Origin of the sequence: Cohaesibacter gelatinilyticus, from assembly GCF_900215605.1 — a bacterium.
GTDB lineage: Bacteria > Pseudomonadota > Alphaproteobacteria > Rhizobiales > Cohaesibacteraceae > Cohaesibacter > Cohaesibacter gelatinilyticus.
Genome location: NZ_OBEL01000001.1, coordinates 239,899 through 254,337, shown reverse-complemented (window position 1 = coordinate 254,337; position 14,439 = coordinate 239,899). Strand labels below are relative to the sequence as shown.

The 14,439-nt window shown below is 50.6% G+C and carries 15 protein-coding genes; 5 read left to right on the top strand and 10 right to left on the bottom strand.

Annotation, left to right across the window (positions count from 1 at the left end; all coding sequences use genetic code 11):
* Positions 1-141 precede the first annotated feature (141 nt).
* Positions 142-1,986, top strand: a complete 1,845-nt coding sequence (locus CRO57_RS01150) for a DEAD/DEAH box helicase (protein WP_097151573.1) — start codon at positions 142-144, stop codon at positions 1,984-1,986.
* Positions 1,987-2,069: 83 nt separating this feature from the next.
* Here CRO57_RS01150 and CRO57_RS01145 read toward each other — a convergent pair whose 3' ends face one another.
* On the bottom strand, positions 2,070-2,411 hold the full coding sequence (locus CRO57_RS01145; protein ID WP_097151572.1) for a hypothetical protein: 342 nt from the start codon (positions 2,409-2,411) through the stop codon (positions 2,070-2,072).
* A 201-nt stretch (positions 2,412-2,612) separates the two neighbouring features.
* Here CRO57_RS01145 and CRO57_RS01140 point away from each other — a divergent pair, with 201 nt between their 5' ends.
* Together CRO57_RS01140 and CRO57_RS01135 are read left to right on the top strand one after the other, a co-directional pair.
* Positions 2,613-4,073 carry an MATE family efflux transporter gene (locus CRO57_RS01140; RefSeq protein WP_244579988.1) on the top strand — a complete coding sequence of 487 codons (1,461 nt, stop codon included), beginning with the start codon at positions 2,613-2,615 and terminating at the stop codon, positions 4,071-4,073.
* A gap of 176 nt (positions 4,074-4,249) precedes the next feature.
* Positions 4,250-4,462 (top strand): DUF2093 domain-containing protein, encoded by a 213-nt coding sequence (locus CRO57_RS01135; RefSeq protein ID WP_097153128.1) that lies wholly within the window; start codon positions 4,250-4,252, stop codon positions 4,460-4,462.
* A 38-nt stretch (positions 4,463-4,500) separates the two neighbouring features.
* Here CRO57_RS01135 and lpxK read toward each other — a convergent pair whose 3' ends face one another.
* The 6 genes from lpxK to CRO57_RS01100 all read right to left on the bottom strand — a co-directional run bounded on the left by lpxK (position 4,501) and on the right by CRO57_RS01100 (position 10,781).
* Positions 4,501-5,508 (bottom strand): tetraacyldisaccharide 4'-kinase, encoded by a 1,008-nt coding sequence (gene lpxK, locus CRO57_RS01130; RefSeq protein WP_097151571.1) that lies wholly within the window; start codon positions 5,506-5,508, stop codon positions 4,501-4,503.
* The gene (locus CRO57_RS01125; protein ID WP_244579987.1) at positions 5,505-6,827 is read right to left on the bottom strand and encodes a 3-deoxy-D-manno-octulosonic acid transferase; all 1,323 of its coding nucleotides are present in this window, start codon (positions 6,825-6,827) and stop codon (positions 5,505-5,507) included. Before CRO57_RS01125 ends, lpxK begins: the two co-directional genes overlap by 4 nt.
* 210 nt (positions 6,828-7,037) lie before the next feature.
* Positions 7,038-7,736, bottom strand: coding sequence for a lysophospholipid acyltransferase family protein (locus CRO57_RS01120; protein ID WP_097151570.1), 699 nt, complete (start codon positions 7,734-7,736; stop codon positions 7,038-7,040).
* Between the two features lie 233 nt (positions 7,737-7,969).
* Entirely contained in the window at positions 7,970-8,209 is a 240-nt protein-coding gene (locus tag CRO57_RS01110) for a DUF4170 domain-containing protein (RefSeq protein ID WP_097153126.1), read from the bottom strand.
* A 344-nt stretch (positions 8,210-8,553) separates the two neighbouring features.
* On the bottom strand, positions 8,554-9,381 hold the full coding sequence (locus CRO57_RS01105; protein WP_097151568.1) for a 3'(2'),5'-bisphosphate nucleotidase CysQ: 828 nt from the start codon (positions 9,379-9,381) through the stop codon (positions 8,554-8,556).
* Positions 9,382-9,410: 29 nt separating this feature from the next.
* The gene (locus tag CRO57_RS01100; RefSeq protein ID WP_097151567.1) at positions 9,411-10,781 is read right to left on the bottom strand and encodes a TldD/PmbA family protein; all 1,371 of its coding nucleotides are present in this window, start codon (positions 10,779-10,781) and stop codon (positions 9,411-9,413) included.
* A 367-nt stretch (positions 10,782-11,148) separates the two neighbouring features.
* Between CRO57_RS01100 and CRO57_RS01095 the strand changes: the two genes are divergently transcribed.
* Positions 11,149-11,733: a DUF6101 family protein gene (locus CRO57_RS01095; protein WP_097151566.1), complete on the top strand. Its 585-nt coding sequence runs from the start codon at positions 11,149-11,151 to the stop codon at positions 11,731-11,733.
* A 93-nt stretch (positions 11,734-11,826) separates the two neighbouring features.
* Here CRO57_RS01095 and CRO57_RS01090 read toward each other — a convergent pair whose 3' ends face one another.
* Together CRO57_RS01090 and CRO57_RS01085 are read right to left on the bottom strand one after the other, a co-directional pair.
* On the bottom strand, positions 11,827-12,654 hold the full coding sequence (locus tag CRO57_RS01090) for an isocitrate lyase/PEP mutase family protein (protein ID WP_097151565.1): 828 nt from the start codon (positions 12,652-12,654) through the stop codon (positions 11,827-11,829).
* A gap of 112 nt (positions 12,655-12,766) precedes the next feature.
* Positions 12,767-13,594 (bottom strand): patatin-like phospholipase family protein, encoded by an 828-nt coding sequence (locus tag CRO57_RS01085; RefSeq protein WP_244579986.1) that lies wholly within the window; start codon positions 13,592-13,594, stop codon positions 12,767-12,769.
* A gap of 295 nt (positions 13,595-13,889) precedes the next feature.
* Between CRO57_RS01085 and CRO57_RS01080 the strand changes: the two genes are divergently transcribed.
* On the top strand, positions 13,890-14,084 hold the full coding sequence (locus tag CRO57_RS01080) for a heavy-metal-associated domain-containing protein (RefSeq protein ID WP_097151564.1): 195 nt from the start codon (positions 13,890-13,892) through the stop codon (positions 14,082-14,084).
* 48 nt (positions 14,085-14,132) lie between these two features.
* On the opposite strand, the gene CRO57_RS01075 is transcribed toward CRO57_RS01080, so the two are convergent.
* Positions 14,133-14,438, bottom strand: coding sequence for a DnaJ family domain-containing protein (locus CRO57_RS01075; protein WP_097151563.1), 306 nt, complete (start codon positions 14,436-14,438; stop codon positions 14,133-14,135).
* Position 14,439: the final 1 nt, after the last annotated feature.

The window sequence follows — 14,439 nt, the reverse complement described above, 5'->3', positions numbered from 1 at the left end:
TGCTGATTTGAATGCGAGTTTTAGCCCTGCAAATGTAGCGGCTCGACTTCTCGCTGGCAGGGGGAGCATCTGGATACGGGACCATGTGACCTAAAACCAGGATCTCAGTTTTCTTGGTATACAATCCCGAAAGATGTCTTAATGACCTTGCATAATGCCGTGCATCCATCCTTGGCTGCTGCCCTTAGCAATCGTGGCTATGAAAGCCTGACACCAGTCCAGACCGCAATTCTGGATGCTGACGCAGGACAACGCGATTTGCTGGTATCCGCCCAGACTGGATCAGGTAAAACTGTTGCCTTCGGTCTGGCCATGGCCAATGGCCTTCTGGCTGACGGTGGTCGGCTCTCCAAAGCTGCTGAACCTCTGGCGCTGGTTATTGCTCCAACCCGCGAACTTGCCCTGCAGGTTAAAGCAGAACTGACTTGGCTCTATGCCGATTGTGGTGCGCATATTGCCAGCTGTGTTGGCGGTATGGACATGCGTCGTGAACGCCGCGACCTGTCAGCCGGCGCTCATATCGTCGTCGGCACACCGGGCCGCCTTCGCGACCATATTGAGCGTGGTTCGCTCGACATGACCTGGTTGCGCGCCGCTGTGCTCGACGAAGCCGATGAGATGCTGGATCTAGGCTTCCGTGAAGATCTGGAATTCATCCTCGGCGCTGCACCGGATGAGCGTCAAACACTTTTGTTCTCTGCAACGGTACCGAAACAGATTGCCTTCCTCGCCAAGACCTATCAGCGCGATGCCCTTCGCATCAGCACAGCAGAAGAACGCGAGCAGCATAGCGATATTGAATATCACGCCCATCTGGTCAATTCCCGCGACAAGGAAAAGGCAGTCATCAATGTTTTGCGTTATTATGAAGCGCAAAGCACGATGGTATTTTGCTCCACTCGCGAAATGGTGCGCCATCTGACGTCTCGCCTGTCCAACCGTGGCTTTGGTGTGGTGTCTCTATCGGGTGAACTGAGTCAGGCAGAACGCTCGCAAGCATTGCAAGCGATGCGCGATGGCCGAGCCCGTGTCTGTGTGGCAACCGATGTGGCCGCACGCGGTATTGATCTGCCAAATCTGGATTTGGTTATCCACGCCGATCTTCCTACCAACAGTGACACCTTGTTGCACCGCTCGGGTCGGACCGGCCGCGCAGGACGCAAGGGCACCTGTGTGTTGATTGCACCAACGAACAAACGCCATGTTGTCAATCGGCTGCTGAAATTTGCCAAACTACGCGTCAATTGGGGATCCGTTCCTAGCACAGGTGACATTCAAGCCAAGGACCAGGAGCGCATTTTCGCCAATGAGCATTTGCAGGTCACTCCAACCGGCGACGCATTGCAAGCAGCAGAAAGTCTTCTGGCGCTTTACGGTCCTGAGCAAATTGCCGCCGCCTTCATTGCCAGCCAGCAATCAATGCGTCCAGCACCTGAAGAAATTCTGGATACCGGCGGCAGCTTTGACGACAAGAAGCCGGGACGCGAGCGTTCTGATTTCGACGATGGCGTCTGGTTCCGTCTGAATGCTGGTCGCAAACATAATGCGGAGCCGCGTTGGCTGCTGCCCATGATCTGCCGGATCGGTGGCTTCACCAAACGCAAAGTTGGTTTCATCCGTATTCTCGATAGCGAGACCGTATTCGAGCTTTCGGGCGATGTTGCTGGCAACTTCCAGGACGTAACCGAGACTGAAGGTACAGGGGAAAAAAGCCTTCGTATCGTCAAATTGGCCGAGCGTCCGAAGGAAGTTTCCGGTCCGCGCGGCGGCGGTGGTGGTCGTGCTGAGGGTCGTGGCGGCCCACGCGGTGGTAAGCCTGGTGGCCGTGGCGGTCCACGTGGTGATCGCAAAGGCGGTTTCAGGAAAGATGGTGATCGTCGCGATGGCGACCGCAAAGGCGGCTTCCGCAAGGATGGCTATCGTAAGGATGGCCCCAAAGGCGGCAAGAAGCCTCATCGTGGCAAGGGTGGCAAAGACAACGGCTGACCGTGAACGCAGCCACAGATACCAAAAGAGGCTCAAATGAGCCTCTTTTTTACTTATTGTCGCTTATAAATCATGCAACAGAATCAGCGAAAGATAATTCCGCCTTCATTGTCTTTGTATCCTGCACCTGACGTTTTGTAGGAGTAACATTTAGGTTTTCCCTTGCGGACCTTGGAATATTGAGAGCACAAGGTATTGCTTTTGATCCACCATTTACCGTTGTCCTTTTTGAGCTTTCCCTGATCAATCGTGACGGTCACTTTGCCACCAGTCTTCATATGAATGGTTCCGGAAAATTTGCCTTTTTTCCATTTCATCTTCTTCCCAACCATTTCCTTTTTGATTTCCTCACCACTCAGAGTTCCAGCAGAGGCAGGAAAGGCAAAGGCAAGACAAAGGAGACTGGCACAAATCGTTCTTTTCATCTTTAAAACTCCCAATATTCATTTCATCGTAAAAATGCGTATATCTCACCATAAATTCACCAATCTCTCAAGCGCCCTATCTCCGAAGGACAGCATGAAAACTCGATCATACGGCTGGTAAATAAAACCAACAGACCTTATGTTTGCGAATGAGAAATTCCCTCTTCCTGCACCATGCCCCGACAAACAAAAGTGAACCTGATGGATCATCCAGAAGAAAAAAAGTCAAACAACAGCATGTCCGCAAAGCCATCTGGAAGCCGTAAAGCCAAGTTTGTCGAGGGATCAATCCTGAAGCATGTCGTCAATATGACCGCTGCTGGATCTGTTGGTTTGCTTGCCGTCTTTGCCGTTGACTTTGCCAACCTGTTTTACATCTCGCTTTTGGGTCAGACAGAGCTGGCTGCTGCCATTGGCTATGCTTCGACGATCATGTTCTTCAATACCTCGGCAAGCGTAGGATTGATGATTGCCGGTTCTGCCGTGGTAGCACGAGCCTTGGGCGCAGGAGACAGGGATCTTGCCAAACGACGGGCCAGTTCCGCCATTGCAGCGGTCATACTGAGCATGGTGCTGATTGTCATGCTTGTCTTCCCACTGATTGAGACATTGCTCTACTATATCGGCGCACGCGGTGAGACCCTGGAAGTCGCCGTTGGCTTTTTGCAAATTGTCGTACCATCTCTGCCGCTTCTTGGTATTGCCATGATGCTGGGGGGGCTTCTGCGTGCCTCAGGTGACGCTAAACGCTCGATGTATGTGACCCTCTCAGGTGGCCTTGCATCAGCCATTCTCGACCCGATTTTCATCTTTGGTTTTGATCTTGGCGTTACAGGTGCAGCCATCGCTTCGGTTCTGGCACGTGTTGTCATGATCCTTGTCGGCCTTTATAGCGTGATCAAAATCCATAATCTTCTGGGCAAGACAACGCTTGCATCTATCTGGGAAGATTGGAAAGCACTTTTTGTTATCGCCATTCCAGCTGTGCTGACCAATGTTGCAACACCAGTGGGCAACGCTTATGTCACCGCCGCCGTTGCTCCCTTTGGTGATGATGCCGTTGCCGGCTGGGCAATCGTAGGAAGGATCATCCCGCTTTCTTATACCGCTCTCTTCGCCATTTCAGGATCTGTTGGTCCGATCTTCGGACAAAATCTGGGGGCTGGTCTGACCCATCGGGTGCGCCAGACCCTAACGGAAAGTGTGAAGTTCATTCTGGCCTATTCCATCCTGGTCTGGTTGATCTTGTTCCTGGCACAGGACTGGATATTGCTCATGTTCAGTGCGACAGGTGAAACAGCTGAATTTGTAGCTTTCTTCTGTAGCTGGATTGCGGCCAGCGGTATCTTCATGGGCTTTTTGTTTGTATCCAATGCCGCTTTCAACAATCTGGGCTATCCGACCTATTCCACGGCCTTCAACTGGGGCAAGGCAACTCTTGGAACCATCCCTCCCGTTATGCTTGGCGCGTCCCTCTATGGCGCAAAAGGTGCTTTGGCCGGGCAAGCAATTGGCGCTGTTGTCTTTGGTCTCGCCGCCGTTCTGACTTGTCTCTATGTCATCCGCAAAGCGCATAAACCGGAAGATATAGATAAGGACGATACACCACCACTTTCGCGCCCCGCATTGTCTCCATTCTCATCAGGCAAAAGCAATATGTAAATCCGAGCAAGGATATGACGGCAAGATAGTGAATGCTTCAAAACCGGGGTGGATTTCGCTCCGACGACAAGCTACAAAGTTTGCAAGACACTCAACGTGTTTATTCTGAAACGAGTTCCTGTCTGAAAAATGCTTCAACTTTTCGGGGATACGCTCTAATCAAGACGGATCAATCCATGATCAATTTTTCCAATGCAGGTAAAGAAGCCAAATTGCGCTATCTGGATGGCGATTATCAAGTCGTTCAAAGCGGTTCCTTTGTAACATGCGCTATCACCGGACGCTCTATTGCCTTGGAAGATCTGAAATATTGGAGTGTTGATCGTCAAGAAGCGTATGCCGATGCAACAGCTTCCTATCAAGCATATGTGCAAGCGGAAAAGCCCTGATCCTTTCCTTCAAAGACAAGAAAATCAGTCGCTATTTCTTAGCGGCGGCTGAATTTACGCTGGGTTTGCTCCAGAACCAGACGCGGGAATGCCCGATCATCAAAGGCCATCGAAATCTCGATCACCTTCGCGGCCCTCGCCAGATCTTCGCCTGCCCCTGACATGCTTTTCAGACGCACATGATCCTTGGCAGTGGTTACAACCACCAAATTCTGGTCCTTGGCCTTGTGCAACACCTGCAATGCATCTGCATTGGTGTAGGCATAGTGATCAGCCACCTCATATTTGTCCACAATCTCGAGCCCGAGCGAGTTCACTGTTTGATAGAATTTCTCCGGTCTACCGATTCCACACAATGCCAGAACGCGGGTCCCTTCCAGCAAACTGGTCGGCTCTGCCGAGAAATAGGCATGGCTTGAGGCCTTACCCAGGCGCGCTGCCATCTGGCGTAATTTGGGAGCACTATTGCCCTCTCCAATCACCAGAAACTGATCTGCCCGACGGACCTGTGGTAGCAGTGGCGCGCGCAATGGACCAGCAGGCATGACAAAGCCATTGCCAATCGCCTGTTGGGCATCAATCGCCACAAGGTTAAAATCTTTATAGAGATAAGGGTTTTGAAAACCGTCATCCATGATCAGGATATGGCTCTGAAGGCTTTCAGCCAATTTCGCACCTGCCACTCGATCAACACTAACGATGGTTGGAGCTGCCTGCGCCAGCAACAAAGCTTCATCTCCGACATCTGCAATGGAATGCTTTTCCAGGTCCACCATCACCGGGCCTGTAAGTTTCCCTCGATAACCCCTGGTCAAAAAAATGGGTTTCAAACCCAGCTTGACTGCGGCTTTGCCTATTGCCAGAGCGGTTGGGGTCTTGCCAGCACCACCAGCCACCAGATTACCGATACATAATACCGGTAAACGTGCCTTGTAACGAGCGTTGCGGTTAAAGCGCGAGAGAGCAAAGCGCGCATAGATGAGACTCACCGGATAAAGCAACAATGCTTTCAAGCCTCTGGTCTTCCAGAATTTGGGTGCTCTCATCGCTGCATCATCCCCGATGCCTTGTTCAACTCGGCGTTGATCTTGAGGGGATTCAGGAAAGGCGTCAATGCCATCATGGTGCTATCCAAAGCACCAGAAAATGGTCGCAGGGCTTGTTTTGCCAACTCGGAGCGTCGATGAACTTCTGATGGAGCTGAGAACAGGCGGGACAGTGTATTGATCAGATCTCGCTCGGAAGAAATGGTCTCTCCACCACCACTGGTGTCCAGAGCCTGATAGATATCCTTGAAATTCTGGATATTGGGACCGTGAAGAATTGCGCATCCCAACCGAGCAGGTTCGATGGGATTTTGCCCACCGTGGTTGATGAGAGATCCGCCAACAAAAGCAATGCGAGACAAACGATAGAATAGACCCAATTCACCAAGAGTATCGCAAATATAGATCTCGCTACTATCCTGTAGCGGTTCTTCACCGGTGCGCAGAACGGTTCTTGGTACAATTTCGCGAATCTGGCCCGCCAACTCTTCACCCCGGTCTGGATGACGTGGAACAAGAATAGTCAGCAGTCCAGGAATGCGCATCGCCATACGCTTATGGGCTTGCGCAAAAAGCTTTTCTTCTCCCGGATGAGTACTGGCTGCTATCCAAACTGGACGATCGCCGATCGACTGATGCAACTTTTCCAATTCCTGGATATCGGCCGAAGGCGGAGGTGCATCAAATTTCAAATTCCCTGTTACTTCAACATGTTGCACACCAAGAGCCTGATAGCGTTCTTTGTCATCTTCGCTCTGCGCCAGACAAAGAGGCACCGAACCAAACATCTGTTCGATGGCAAATGGCATTTTCTCCCAACGTCGGTAGGAGCGCTCGGACATGCGACCATTGACAATGATCAACGGAATATCGCGCCTGTTCATTTCGGTCATCATGGTTGGCCACAATTCCGATTCAACAAAAAGCGCAAGATCGGGTTTCCAATGATCCAGAAATTTGCTGACATAAGGTGCGACATCAAGAGGCACGAACTGATGTATCGCTCCTTGTGGCAAGCTCTTTTGCGCTATGGCTGCAGAAGTAACTGTGCCAGTCGTCAACAGAACGGATGTACCAGTCTCGGTAATTTGATGGATAAGTGGCAGAACGGCATTGGTCTCCCCAACCGAGGCCGCATGAACCCAGACGAGTGGACCCTCAGGACGAGATTGGGCAGCTCGCCCATAACGCTCTTTACGCCTTGCACCATCTTCCTTGCCACGAGAGCGACGAACGGCCATCAACAAAGGCATGAGAGGACGAAAGGCGTATCCTGCCGCGCGGTAAATCGAAAGCGCCATGCGTCCAGACATATCCATTCCAGTTTCTCTCCACTTCGCCCATGCCAGATGGACCATGATCAACCCAACCAGTATGAGTGAGCTGGATCAATCGGCCAATCCCGGCACCAAAGCTTCATTTGGTCCCCATCAAATGCCAGAACATCCTAGAAAGAACCGCAGATATTGCAAGTTATTTCAAGATTTTGCGACTATCTGACCAGAGCCATGGTTATTTTTGGCGACACACTATCCACCGACATTCCGATAGGCTTCTTCCGTCACCGCATTCAGGGCTGCTTCAACTTCCTGGCGCTTGGCCTCCAGATGCTCTTCTGATGCATCTTCATCAACAAAGATTGGATCACCTATGACAAAACTGGCGCGAGAAAACGGCAGATTTAAGGACGCCTTGTCCCAGGCATTGATGAAATCCTTGCGACGTGATGAAGCATAAGCTGCTGGAACAATAGGGCGTCCGGACATTTTGGCAAGCATGATAACGCCCGGACCACATTCACGCGCGCCACCCTTTGGAACATTGACGGTCATGACCACACTGCGATTGTTCTTGAGGGTCGACACCAGTGTTTTCAATGCTGCAACGCCACCTTTCTTGATGGTCTTGCTACGAGCTCTACCGCCCGAACCGCGCACCACTTCAACTCCCAAACTCTGTGCAGCAATGGCATTGACCTCCCCATCTGCTGATCGGGAAACAAGGGCATTGGCCTTGTGATCCTTACGGCGGACAAGCGGAATCATGAAGTGCTGGCCATGCCAAAGCGCTACAATGGCCGGAAAATGCTCACTCGCCCGATCATAGCTCTCGTTATAATCGTTGACCATACGAGAGGTATAATGCACCAATCGAAGATAAGAGGCGATGCTTTTCCCTATCAGGCCCAAAACCGTTTTTGACTGGCCAATTTTTTTCAATAGTGACATTGAAAGGCCTTCCTTTGATCTTGACCTGTCGATAGGAGCAGTAGCATTCCGGGTCTCTCAGACATATCGGAATCGAGACGCACATGGCTCTGAATATGCAATACCAATCCTTGAAAAATCTGGCAGAGATTTACACCAAGAGCAGTTGGAGGGAAAGACAAAAACAGACCTGGCAATTGCAGGTCCATTTCCATCATGAACAGTGATTGCCGAATGGCAAATCTGCCGGGCAATTACTCACTGGCTTGGTCTGGTTCCAGCAAGCGATGCATATGCACGATGAAATAACGCATGTGAGCGTTGTCAACGCTGGACTGTGCTTTAGACTTCCATGCGTCATAGGCGGTTGCATAATTTGGATAGATACCCACGACATCAAGCTGATCCAGGTCTTTGAATTCGGTGCCATCCAATGAGGATAATTCACCACCAAATACCAAGTGCAAAAGCTGCTTGCCTTGTTCTGCTGCCATCTTTTGGTCTCCAATAATGACGGCCTGATCATGAAGAGAATGACAGGCCCAAAAAGCGAATTTGATCAGGTGCACTCAAGACGTCCATTCAGCGCCAGATGATCTGCGATACAATATGCACCTCTCAAGTATCGCACGGCTCGATCAATTTGGTCGCAAACCGGAAAACGGACAGTACCAGACAACCTTTATCTCCCCCGAGCAAGTCAGGTGCCGGACGGTGGCGAACCTAGCCGCTAAAACCATGCACGGCTAGGGCAAAGAGCTATTTTATCTCGCAAAGCAGCAAAAAATCGCGCTTTCCCCAACAAGATTTACAGGGCTATAACCAAGGTACATTCAAGCTACGGTCTGGGCGTTCGCGCTGGGAATTTCAGCTTCGGCATAATCGGCTGAATCACTGGTTCCAGTTCGGGGCTACAAGCATAAAGAGCTCCATGGCGAGGCACGGATTTATTGTAGGTAAGTATCTTGCCCAAATCTTCGCGCAAAATGCCACCGGCCTCTGAGATGATCAGATCTGCTGCAGCCAGATCCCAGTCGTGAGCGCCTGATCGTGCCAGAGCCAGATCGGCCTTGTTATCTGCCAACATGGCCACACGATATGCCAGAGATCCTATATAACCAGTCCAGTTGGCCCCTTTATCATGGATTGGCCCTTTGCGAATGACCGAGCTGGGACCAACTGCACGAACACCGGATAAGTCTTTTCTTTCCTTAACTGAGACGGCTTTACCGTTCATGAATGCTCCATCCGCATGACTGGCCAAGTACATTTCGTCACGAACCGGTGCGTAAAGAGCTGCCACGACAGGTCTGTCATCCCTGACGATTGCAATTGAGATTGTCCAGACATCTTCACCATTGATAAAAGCCCTCGTACCATCAATTGGATCGACCACAAAAACCATGTCTTTCGAGCGGCGCTCAGCGCTGTCTTCGGTTTCCTCGGATAACCATCCGAAACCCGGTCGCGCGCCTAACAAATCCTTGTGAAGCATTCTGTCGACCGCCAGATCTGCTTCCGTTACAGGACTATCATTTGCCTTGGACCAGACTTGAGGATCACGATTGAAGTAATTTAATGCCAGTTGTCCGGCTTTACGGGCAGCCTGTTCGAGCAAGTTCCTCTCTTGTTGCCAGCTTTGCGCCTTGGCGGGAACGTCATTCATGCATCAGGTTCCTTCAAATCTATCGGTGCTTATCGACCTGCTACTGCCATGGCTTCGATCAGACATGTCGGAGCGTTGGTTGACTTCTCCAGAACCAAATCACTTGCCGGAACAAGTCGGGCAAACATGTCATGCAGATTGCCTGCGATTGTAAATTCCGAAATTGGTTCCGCCAGTTCGCCATTGCGGATACGAAAACCCGAGGCTCCACGAGAATAATCACCAGTCACACCATTGACGCCTTGCCCGATCAGATCTGTCAGATATATACCATCCTTGATATTGGCCATCAGATCTTTCGGACTTTGTTCACCTGCTTCCAAGGTCAGGTTTGTGCTGCCGGGGCGAGGATTGGCACCGGAGCGAGCAGCCCGGCCATTGGTCCTCAGATCCAGTTCCGCCGCCGTTGCGCTATCCAGAATCCACTGGGTTAGTTGTCCGTCTTCAATCCAGTTCAGTTTTTGAGATCCAATGCCCTCCCCGTCAAACGGGTGAGAGCCCATACCACGCGGGCGCAGAGGATCGTCTGAAATGGTCACGCCTTTGGCAAAAACCTGCTGACCGAGCATGTCTTTCAAAAAGGATGTTTGCCGAGCGATGGATGCACCATTGATGGCACCCACAAAATGCCCAAGAAGGGAAGTCGCGATCCTTGGATCAAACAGAACATCATAGGTTCCGGTTTCGATCTTCGCGGGGTTTAGCCTTGCAACAGCGCGCTCGCCAGCCTTCAGGCCAACCGCTGTGGCTGTTTTCAAGTCTTTATGATGAATGCAGGCAGAATAGTCATAATCTCGCTCCATGGACGTTCCCTCCCCTGCAATTGCAGTGGTTGAGAAGGAAAACTGAGATGACAAATAAGAACCGGTGAAGCCGTGAGACGTCACCAGCACCATGCCACCAATGCCATGGCCTGCGCTGGCTCCACCAGATTTGCTGACGCCTTCCACAGCAAGCGTGGCTTCTTCTGTTTCCTGAGCCAGCTGTCGCAGGAAAGCGTGATCGGGCATGAATTCATCAACCAGATCGAGCTTTTCCCGCAAAGTATCAATAGCACCAGATGTCATGAGATCTTCCGAGGCCGCCAGTCGTGCATAGGGATCTGGTGGGGAGAGCTTTGCCATGGCAACCGCACGTTCCGCGAGCTTGGACAGCTCTTCGTTATCTCCTGTTCCATTTGTGGAGATAGACGCCTTGCAGCCATCAACAAAAACTCGCAGAGCAATGGAATCATTCTCCGAATGCTCATTTTCCTCCATTTTGCCTTCTCGATAGCTGACCGAAGTAGAGGCGCTACGCGCTGCAATGGCATCAGCAGCATCCGCACCGGCTTTGGTTGCCGCTTCCACAAGTATCTCAGCACGCTCCAGGGTCTGAGACTGGTCAAAAAGGCTGGACATTATTTGTGCATCCTGACTTGGAGATGAAGGAATGGTTCCTTTGAACCTTGCTCCATATGTAGGGTGTTGCTTCAAGCGGGGCAAGGAAAAAGCAGACTGTTCCCTTGTGACTTTGGATCAGATTTTTCTTCCCCTCACTTTTGCTCAAAGTAAACCAATGATGAAGAATACCGATCCAGTAAGATTTGAATAACCCTATAAAATATAAAGATTTTTTAACCTAGAAACTTAAGCAATTTCACATGCCATCGCGCTAGTGTGTTCTTATTAAAAAGAAGCACCCAAAAGGGGCTCGAAGGAGAGGCACGTGAGGCGTCAAAACAAAAATCTATACACGGAAGCCACTCCGTACAGGGATGAGGGGTCGATGCGAGTCGACCCCCATGACCTGAACAAGCGATTTCATTCTTCCAAATTACGAACCAAAGCAGCTGAGCTAACCGGGCAGTCTGAAACAGACCTTTTTGGTGATCAGGTTCCTGGCCACGTGCAAATCAAGGAAAATCAGGTTCTGGTGGAATGCAGACTCTCATCAGGCTTACCGCTGATCGTTCGCGTCCCGCTGTCCTATTACAGGGGCATTGGGGCTCGCTATCTGACTAGCAACCAACCCGGTTCACCTATTATTTGCGTGTTGGAATTGGTGCATAACGATCCACATCTCTGCATACCATTGTTTGCAGGAGGCGATCTTGAAGACGCAGCGGTTGATTGGCAAAGCTGGTCCCGTCGATATGGACTGGTCCTGTTGCATCAACCATTGGGTGTTGAGAACTTTGTGCCTGCCGATGGCAGCGTTCATGGACAATGTCTCACCGAATCCTTGTCGAAGGCAAGGCGACATCACAGCCATTTCGCAGCTCGCCGACCACGTTTTCTGACCCGTCGCAAAGTGGGAGTGGCAGGAGCCATGCCTTTGGTATCCGGGCGTGAAATGATCGCTCGAAATTAGATTTTTAGATTTCAAGACTGACCAGTCTTGTGTCAGGACTTTGTGGGATGGAAAAGGGTCGATTATCGGCCCTTTTTCTTTTGACAGGATTACCTATTCAGGCTGCTCGAACATTGCCATCATGGGATCGATTGCCGATGAGCCTGTGCTATGGCACATGGCAGAGAAATCTCCCTCTCCGAACATGGCCTTTCCAGCATCCAGAATGACCCGATGTGTGGCACGTGCCAAAGCAGATCCCAGTGAAATACGTGCGACGCCAACATTGGCAAATTCTTGAAGATCATGAGCAAGAAAACCACCGGCAGCCAGCGCGTTGACAGGAGCAGATACAGCTTTACAAATCGCTGACTGTGCTTCCAAATTGCCAGGAACAGGCACATAGAGACAATCAGCACCAGCTCTCTCAAAGGCCTGGATGCGCCGGATTGCTTCGGCAACATCATAAGTACCGAGCATCACACCATCTGCTCGAGCAGTCAGAACAAAGTCGCTTTTCGCTGAGCGAGCTGCTTGAACAGCCGCTTCTACCCGTTCGACAGCCATCTCAAAGGCATAGGGTTGATCGGATGGAAGATCCGTATCTTCAATACAAGCACCATTCAAGCCAAGCTTGGCTGCTTGTTCAATGGTTTTGGCCACGTCATTCGGGATTGCACCATAACCATTTTCCAAATCACCGCTCACCGGCAGTGGCGTCGCCTGCAGCAAATCCACCGCATGGTCCAGTGCTTCTTCTCGACTAACATATCCCATATCCGGGCGCCCAAGCGTAAAAGCATGAGCTGCTGATGAGGTGGCAATTGCTTTGGCCCCCATCGCTGCCAACATACGGGCGGAGCCTTTGTCCCATGCATTGGCCAGAATGAAGGGATTGCCTGGCTGATGCAGGTCGCGGAAGGAAGGAAGTGTTTGGCTCATTGGTCAACTCATGGAATTTTAGCTGGAGATAAAATCGGCGGGTATGATTATTCAGTCTAGATCTTATCTTCCTTCCCCACAGAGCCAAACCTCCCAAATTTACGGGACCAATTTAGCCAAGTTTGGCTTCCAGTGATCGTTTCAACTCATCCTTGGCTGCTTCGGATGCCTTCAGGATATCCTTAGCTTTCAAAAAATCCAACACACGAAAAGATCCGATTTCAGGATGGATCAGTACATCCACCTTATCATGACGCATTTTCTCGCGCTGGATGGTTTGCATCAAAAGCTGCGTGGACCCAAAGCCAACTTCCCATTGGCTGAGCTGGCCTTTCTCTGGCCTTGAAGGCAATCCCACCACATCAACAGCAACAACCAGATCGGCTTTATCACGTACATGGTCTATTGGCATAGGGTTGACGCAAGCCCCATCGACCAAGGTTTGGCCTTGATATTCAACAGGTTTGAACAAGGCCGGAATTGCCATGGAGGCAGCCAAGGCTTTTGGCAAATTGCCCTCATCGAACACCACTTCAGCTCCAGTAAAATAGTTGGTCGCCGAGAGGGATGTCGGAATGGTGAGATCAGCGAAGTCGTTACATAATTGAGTGGGCAGAAAAGCCTGAATCACTTTCTCTGCATCAAACTCGCTTATCTTGGTATCATTCTCAAACCAGTCGGAGAATGTCTTTGGACGCATTTTCCAAAAACGCCCCAACACTTCATTGGTATTGCCCAAAAGCGCGATCGCATAATCGTGCAATTCCCTGCCCGACATGCCTGAGGCATAAAGACAAGCGGCGATGGCCCCGATGGATGTGCCCGAGATAGCAACCGGCTTGATGCCCATTTCGTCCAGTGCATCTATGATCCAGATGTGCGATAGACCACGCGCTCCCCCACCACCAAAGGCAACTGCAATAGATTGGTCATTCATCATCTTGGCTCCTAACATGAACATCAATAGATTTTGGCAATATTGTCGTCACCACTCGACGGCACATAAACTGAATATATTGAACAACGTTCACTCTTCAATAGCTGAAATCTTCATTGCAAAAATATTTGCAAAAGCCGCAAGCATATGCCACCAGACATTCATCCTTTATCCATAAAGCCTTTCGGATGATCGCGGCATCATCTGAGTGGCTTCACATCTTTGTTTTAAAGTGGGTTCTTATCCGAAAAGTGCTGCAACTTTTAGGGAGCGCGCTATAACATGAAAGACATGTATCATGATCACACTGAATGTTCAGGAAATGGCCTGCGGCGGCTGCGTGAAATCCATTCGTGAAGCAATCGAAAGCAAGGATTGCTCTGCCACGGTTGAAGGTGATTTGGAAGCTGGCAAGATCACAGTTGAGACTGTGCTGAACCCTGAGATTGTGCGCCAGACCATCGAAGAGCTGGGTTTCCCCGCCAAGCTCTGAGAGCTTGCTGAATATGGTCGTCTATCAAGCAAAATCGGATTGAGCGCGTTATCTTTCGTGTTCTTTTTCCAGCGCCATCCAGGTTCGCAAATCAGCGATCTGTTGTTCTAAGGCTTTTCTGACCAATGGGTCTGTTACCTCTCCCATTCGCTGGATAAGTGCCTGCATTTTTCCGTTCTGTAAAACAAAAGCGGGTTTCCCACCCTGTTCCCTTGCAACGCGAGCCAGACAATCCTCGAATGGCTGGTCCAGGTCGGCAAGAGGTTTGCCTGAACAGGAAAGCCGATCAAAATCGCCTTGCTCAATTGCTTCTTCGACACGCTTTTGGATGAGATGATCCAAAGGATGAGCCATG

What these genes read in the sequence shown, in the direction of transcription:
- CRO57_RS01145 (WP_097151572.1), bottom strand. Translation starts at nt 2,411, where the DNA reads ATGAAAAGAACGATTTGTGCCAGTCTCCTTTGTCTTGCCTTTGCCTTT.
- CRO57_RS01135 (WP_097153128.1), top strand. Translation starts at nt 4,250, where the DNA reads ATGATCAATTTTTCCAATGCAGGTAAAGAAGCCAAATTGCGCTATCTG.
- CRO57_RS01120 (WP_097151570.1), bottom strand. Translation starts at nt 7,736, where the DNA reads ATGTCACTATTGAAAAAAATTGGCCAGTCAAAAACGGTTTTGGGCCTG.
- lpxK (WP_097151571.1), bottom strand. Translation starts at nt 5,508, where the DNA reads ATGAGAGCACCCAAATTCTGGAAGACCAGAGGCTTGAAAGCATTGTTG.
- CRO57_RS01110 (WP_097153126.1), bottom strand. Translation starts at nt 8,209, where the DNA reads ATGGCAGCAGAACAAGGCAAGCAGCTTTTGCACTTGGTATTTGGTGGT.
- CRO57_RS01075 (WP_097151563.1), bottom strand. Translation starts at nt 14,438, where the DNA reads ATGGCTCATCCTTTGGATCATCTCATCCAAAAGCGTGTCGAAGAAGCA.
- CRO57_RS01125 (WP_244579987.1), bottom strand. Translation starts at nt 6,827, where the DNA reads ATGGATATGTCTGGACGCATGGCGCTTTCGATTTACCGCGCGGCAGGA.
- CRO57_RS01090 (WP_097151565.1), bottom strand. Translation starts at nt 12,654, where the DNA reads ATGAGCCAAACACTTCCTTCCTTCCGCGACCTGCATCAGCCAGGCAAT.
- CRO57_RS01080 (WP_097151564.1), top strand. Translation starts at nt 13,890, where the DNA reads ATGATCACACTGAATGTTCAGGAAATGGCCTGCGGCGGCTGCGTGAAA.
- CRO57_RS01150 (WP_097151573.1), top strand. Translation starts at nt 142, where the DNA reads ATGACCTTGCATAATGCCGTGCATCCATCCTTGGCTGCTGCCCTTAGC.
- CRO57_RS01100 (WP_097151567.1), bottom strand. Translation starts at nt 10,781, where the DNA reads ATGTCCAGCCTTTTTGACCAGTCTCAGACCCTGGAGCGTGCTGAGATA.
- CRO57_RS01095 (WP_097151566.1), top strand. Translation starts at nt 11,149, where the DNA reads ATGCGAGTCGACCCCCATGACCTGAACAAGCGATTTCATTCTTCCAAA.
- CRO57_RS01140 (WP_244579988.1), top strand. Translation starts at nt 2,613, where the DNA reads ATGGATCATCCAGAAGAAAAAAAGTCAAACAACAGCATGTCCGCAAAG.
- CRO57_RS01105 (WP_097151568.1), bottom strand. Translation starts at nt 9,381, where the DNA reads ATGAATGACGTTCCCGCCAAGGCGCAAAGCTGGCAACAAGAGAGGAAC.
- CRO57_RS01085 (WP_244579986.1), bottom strand. Translation starts at nt 13,594, where the DNA reads ATGATGAATGACCAATCTATTGCAGTTGCCTTTGGTGGTGGGGGAGCG.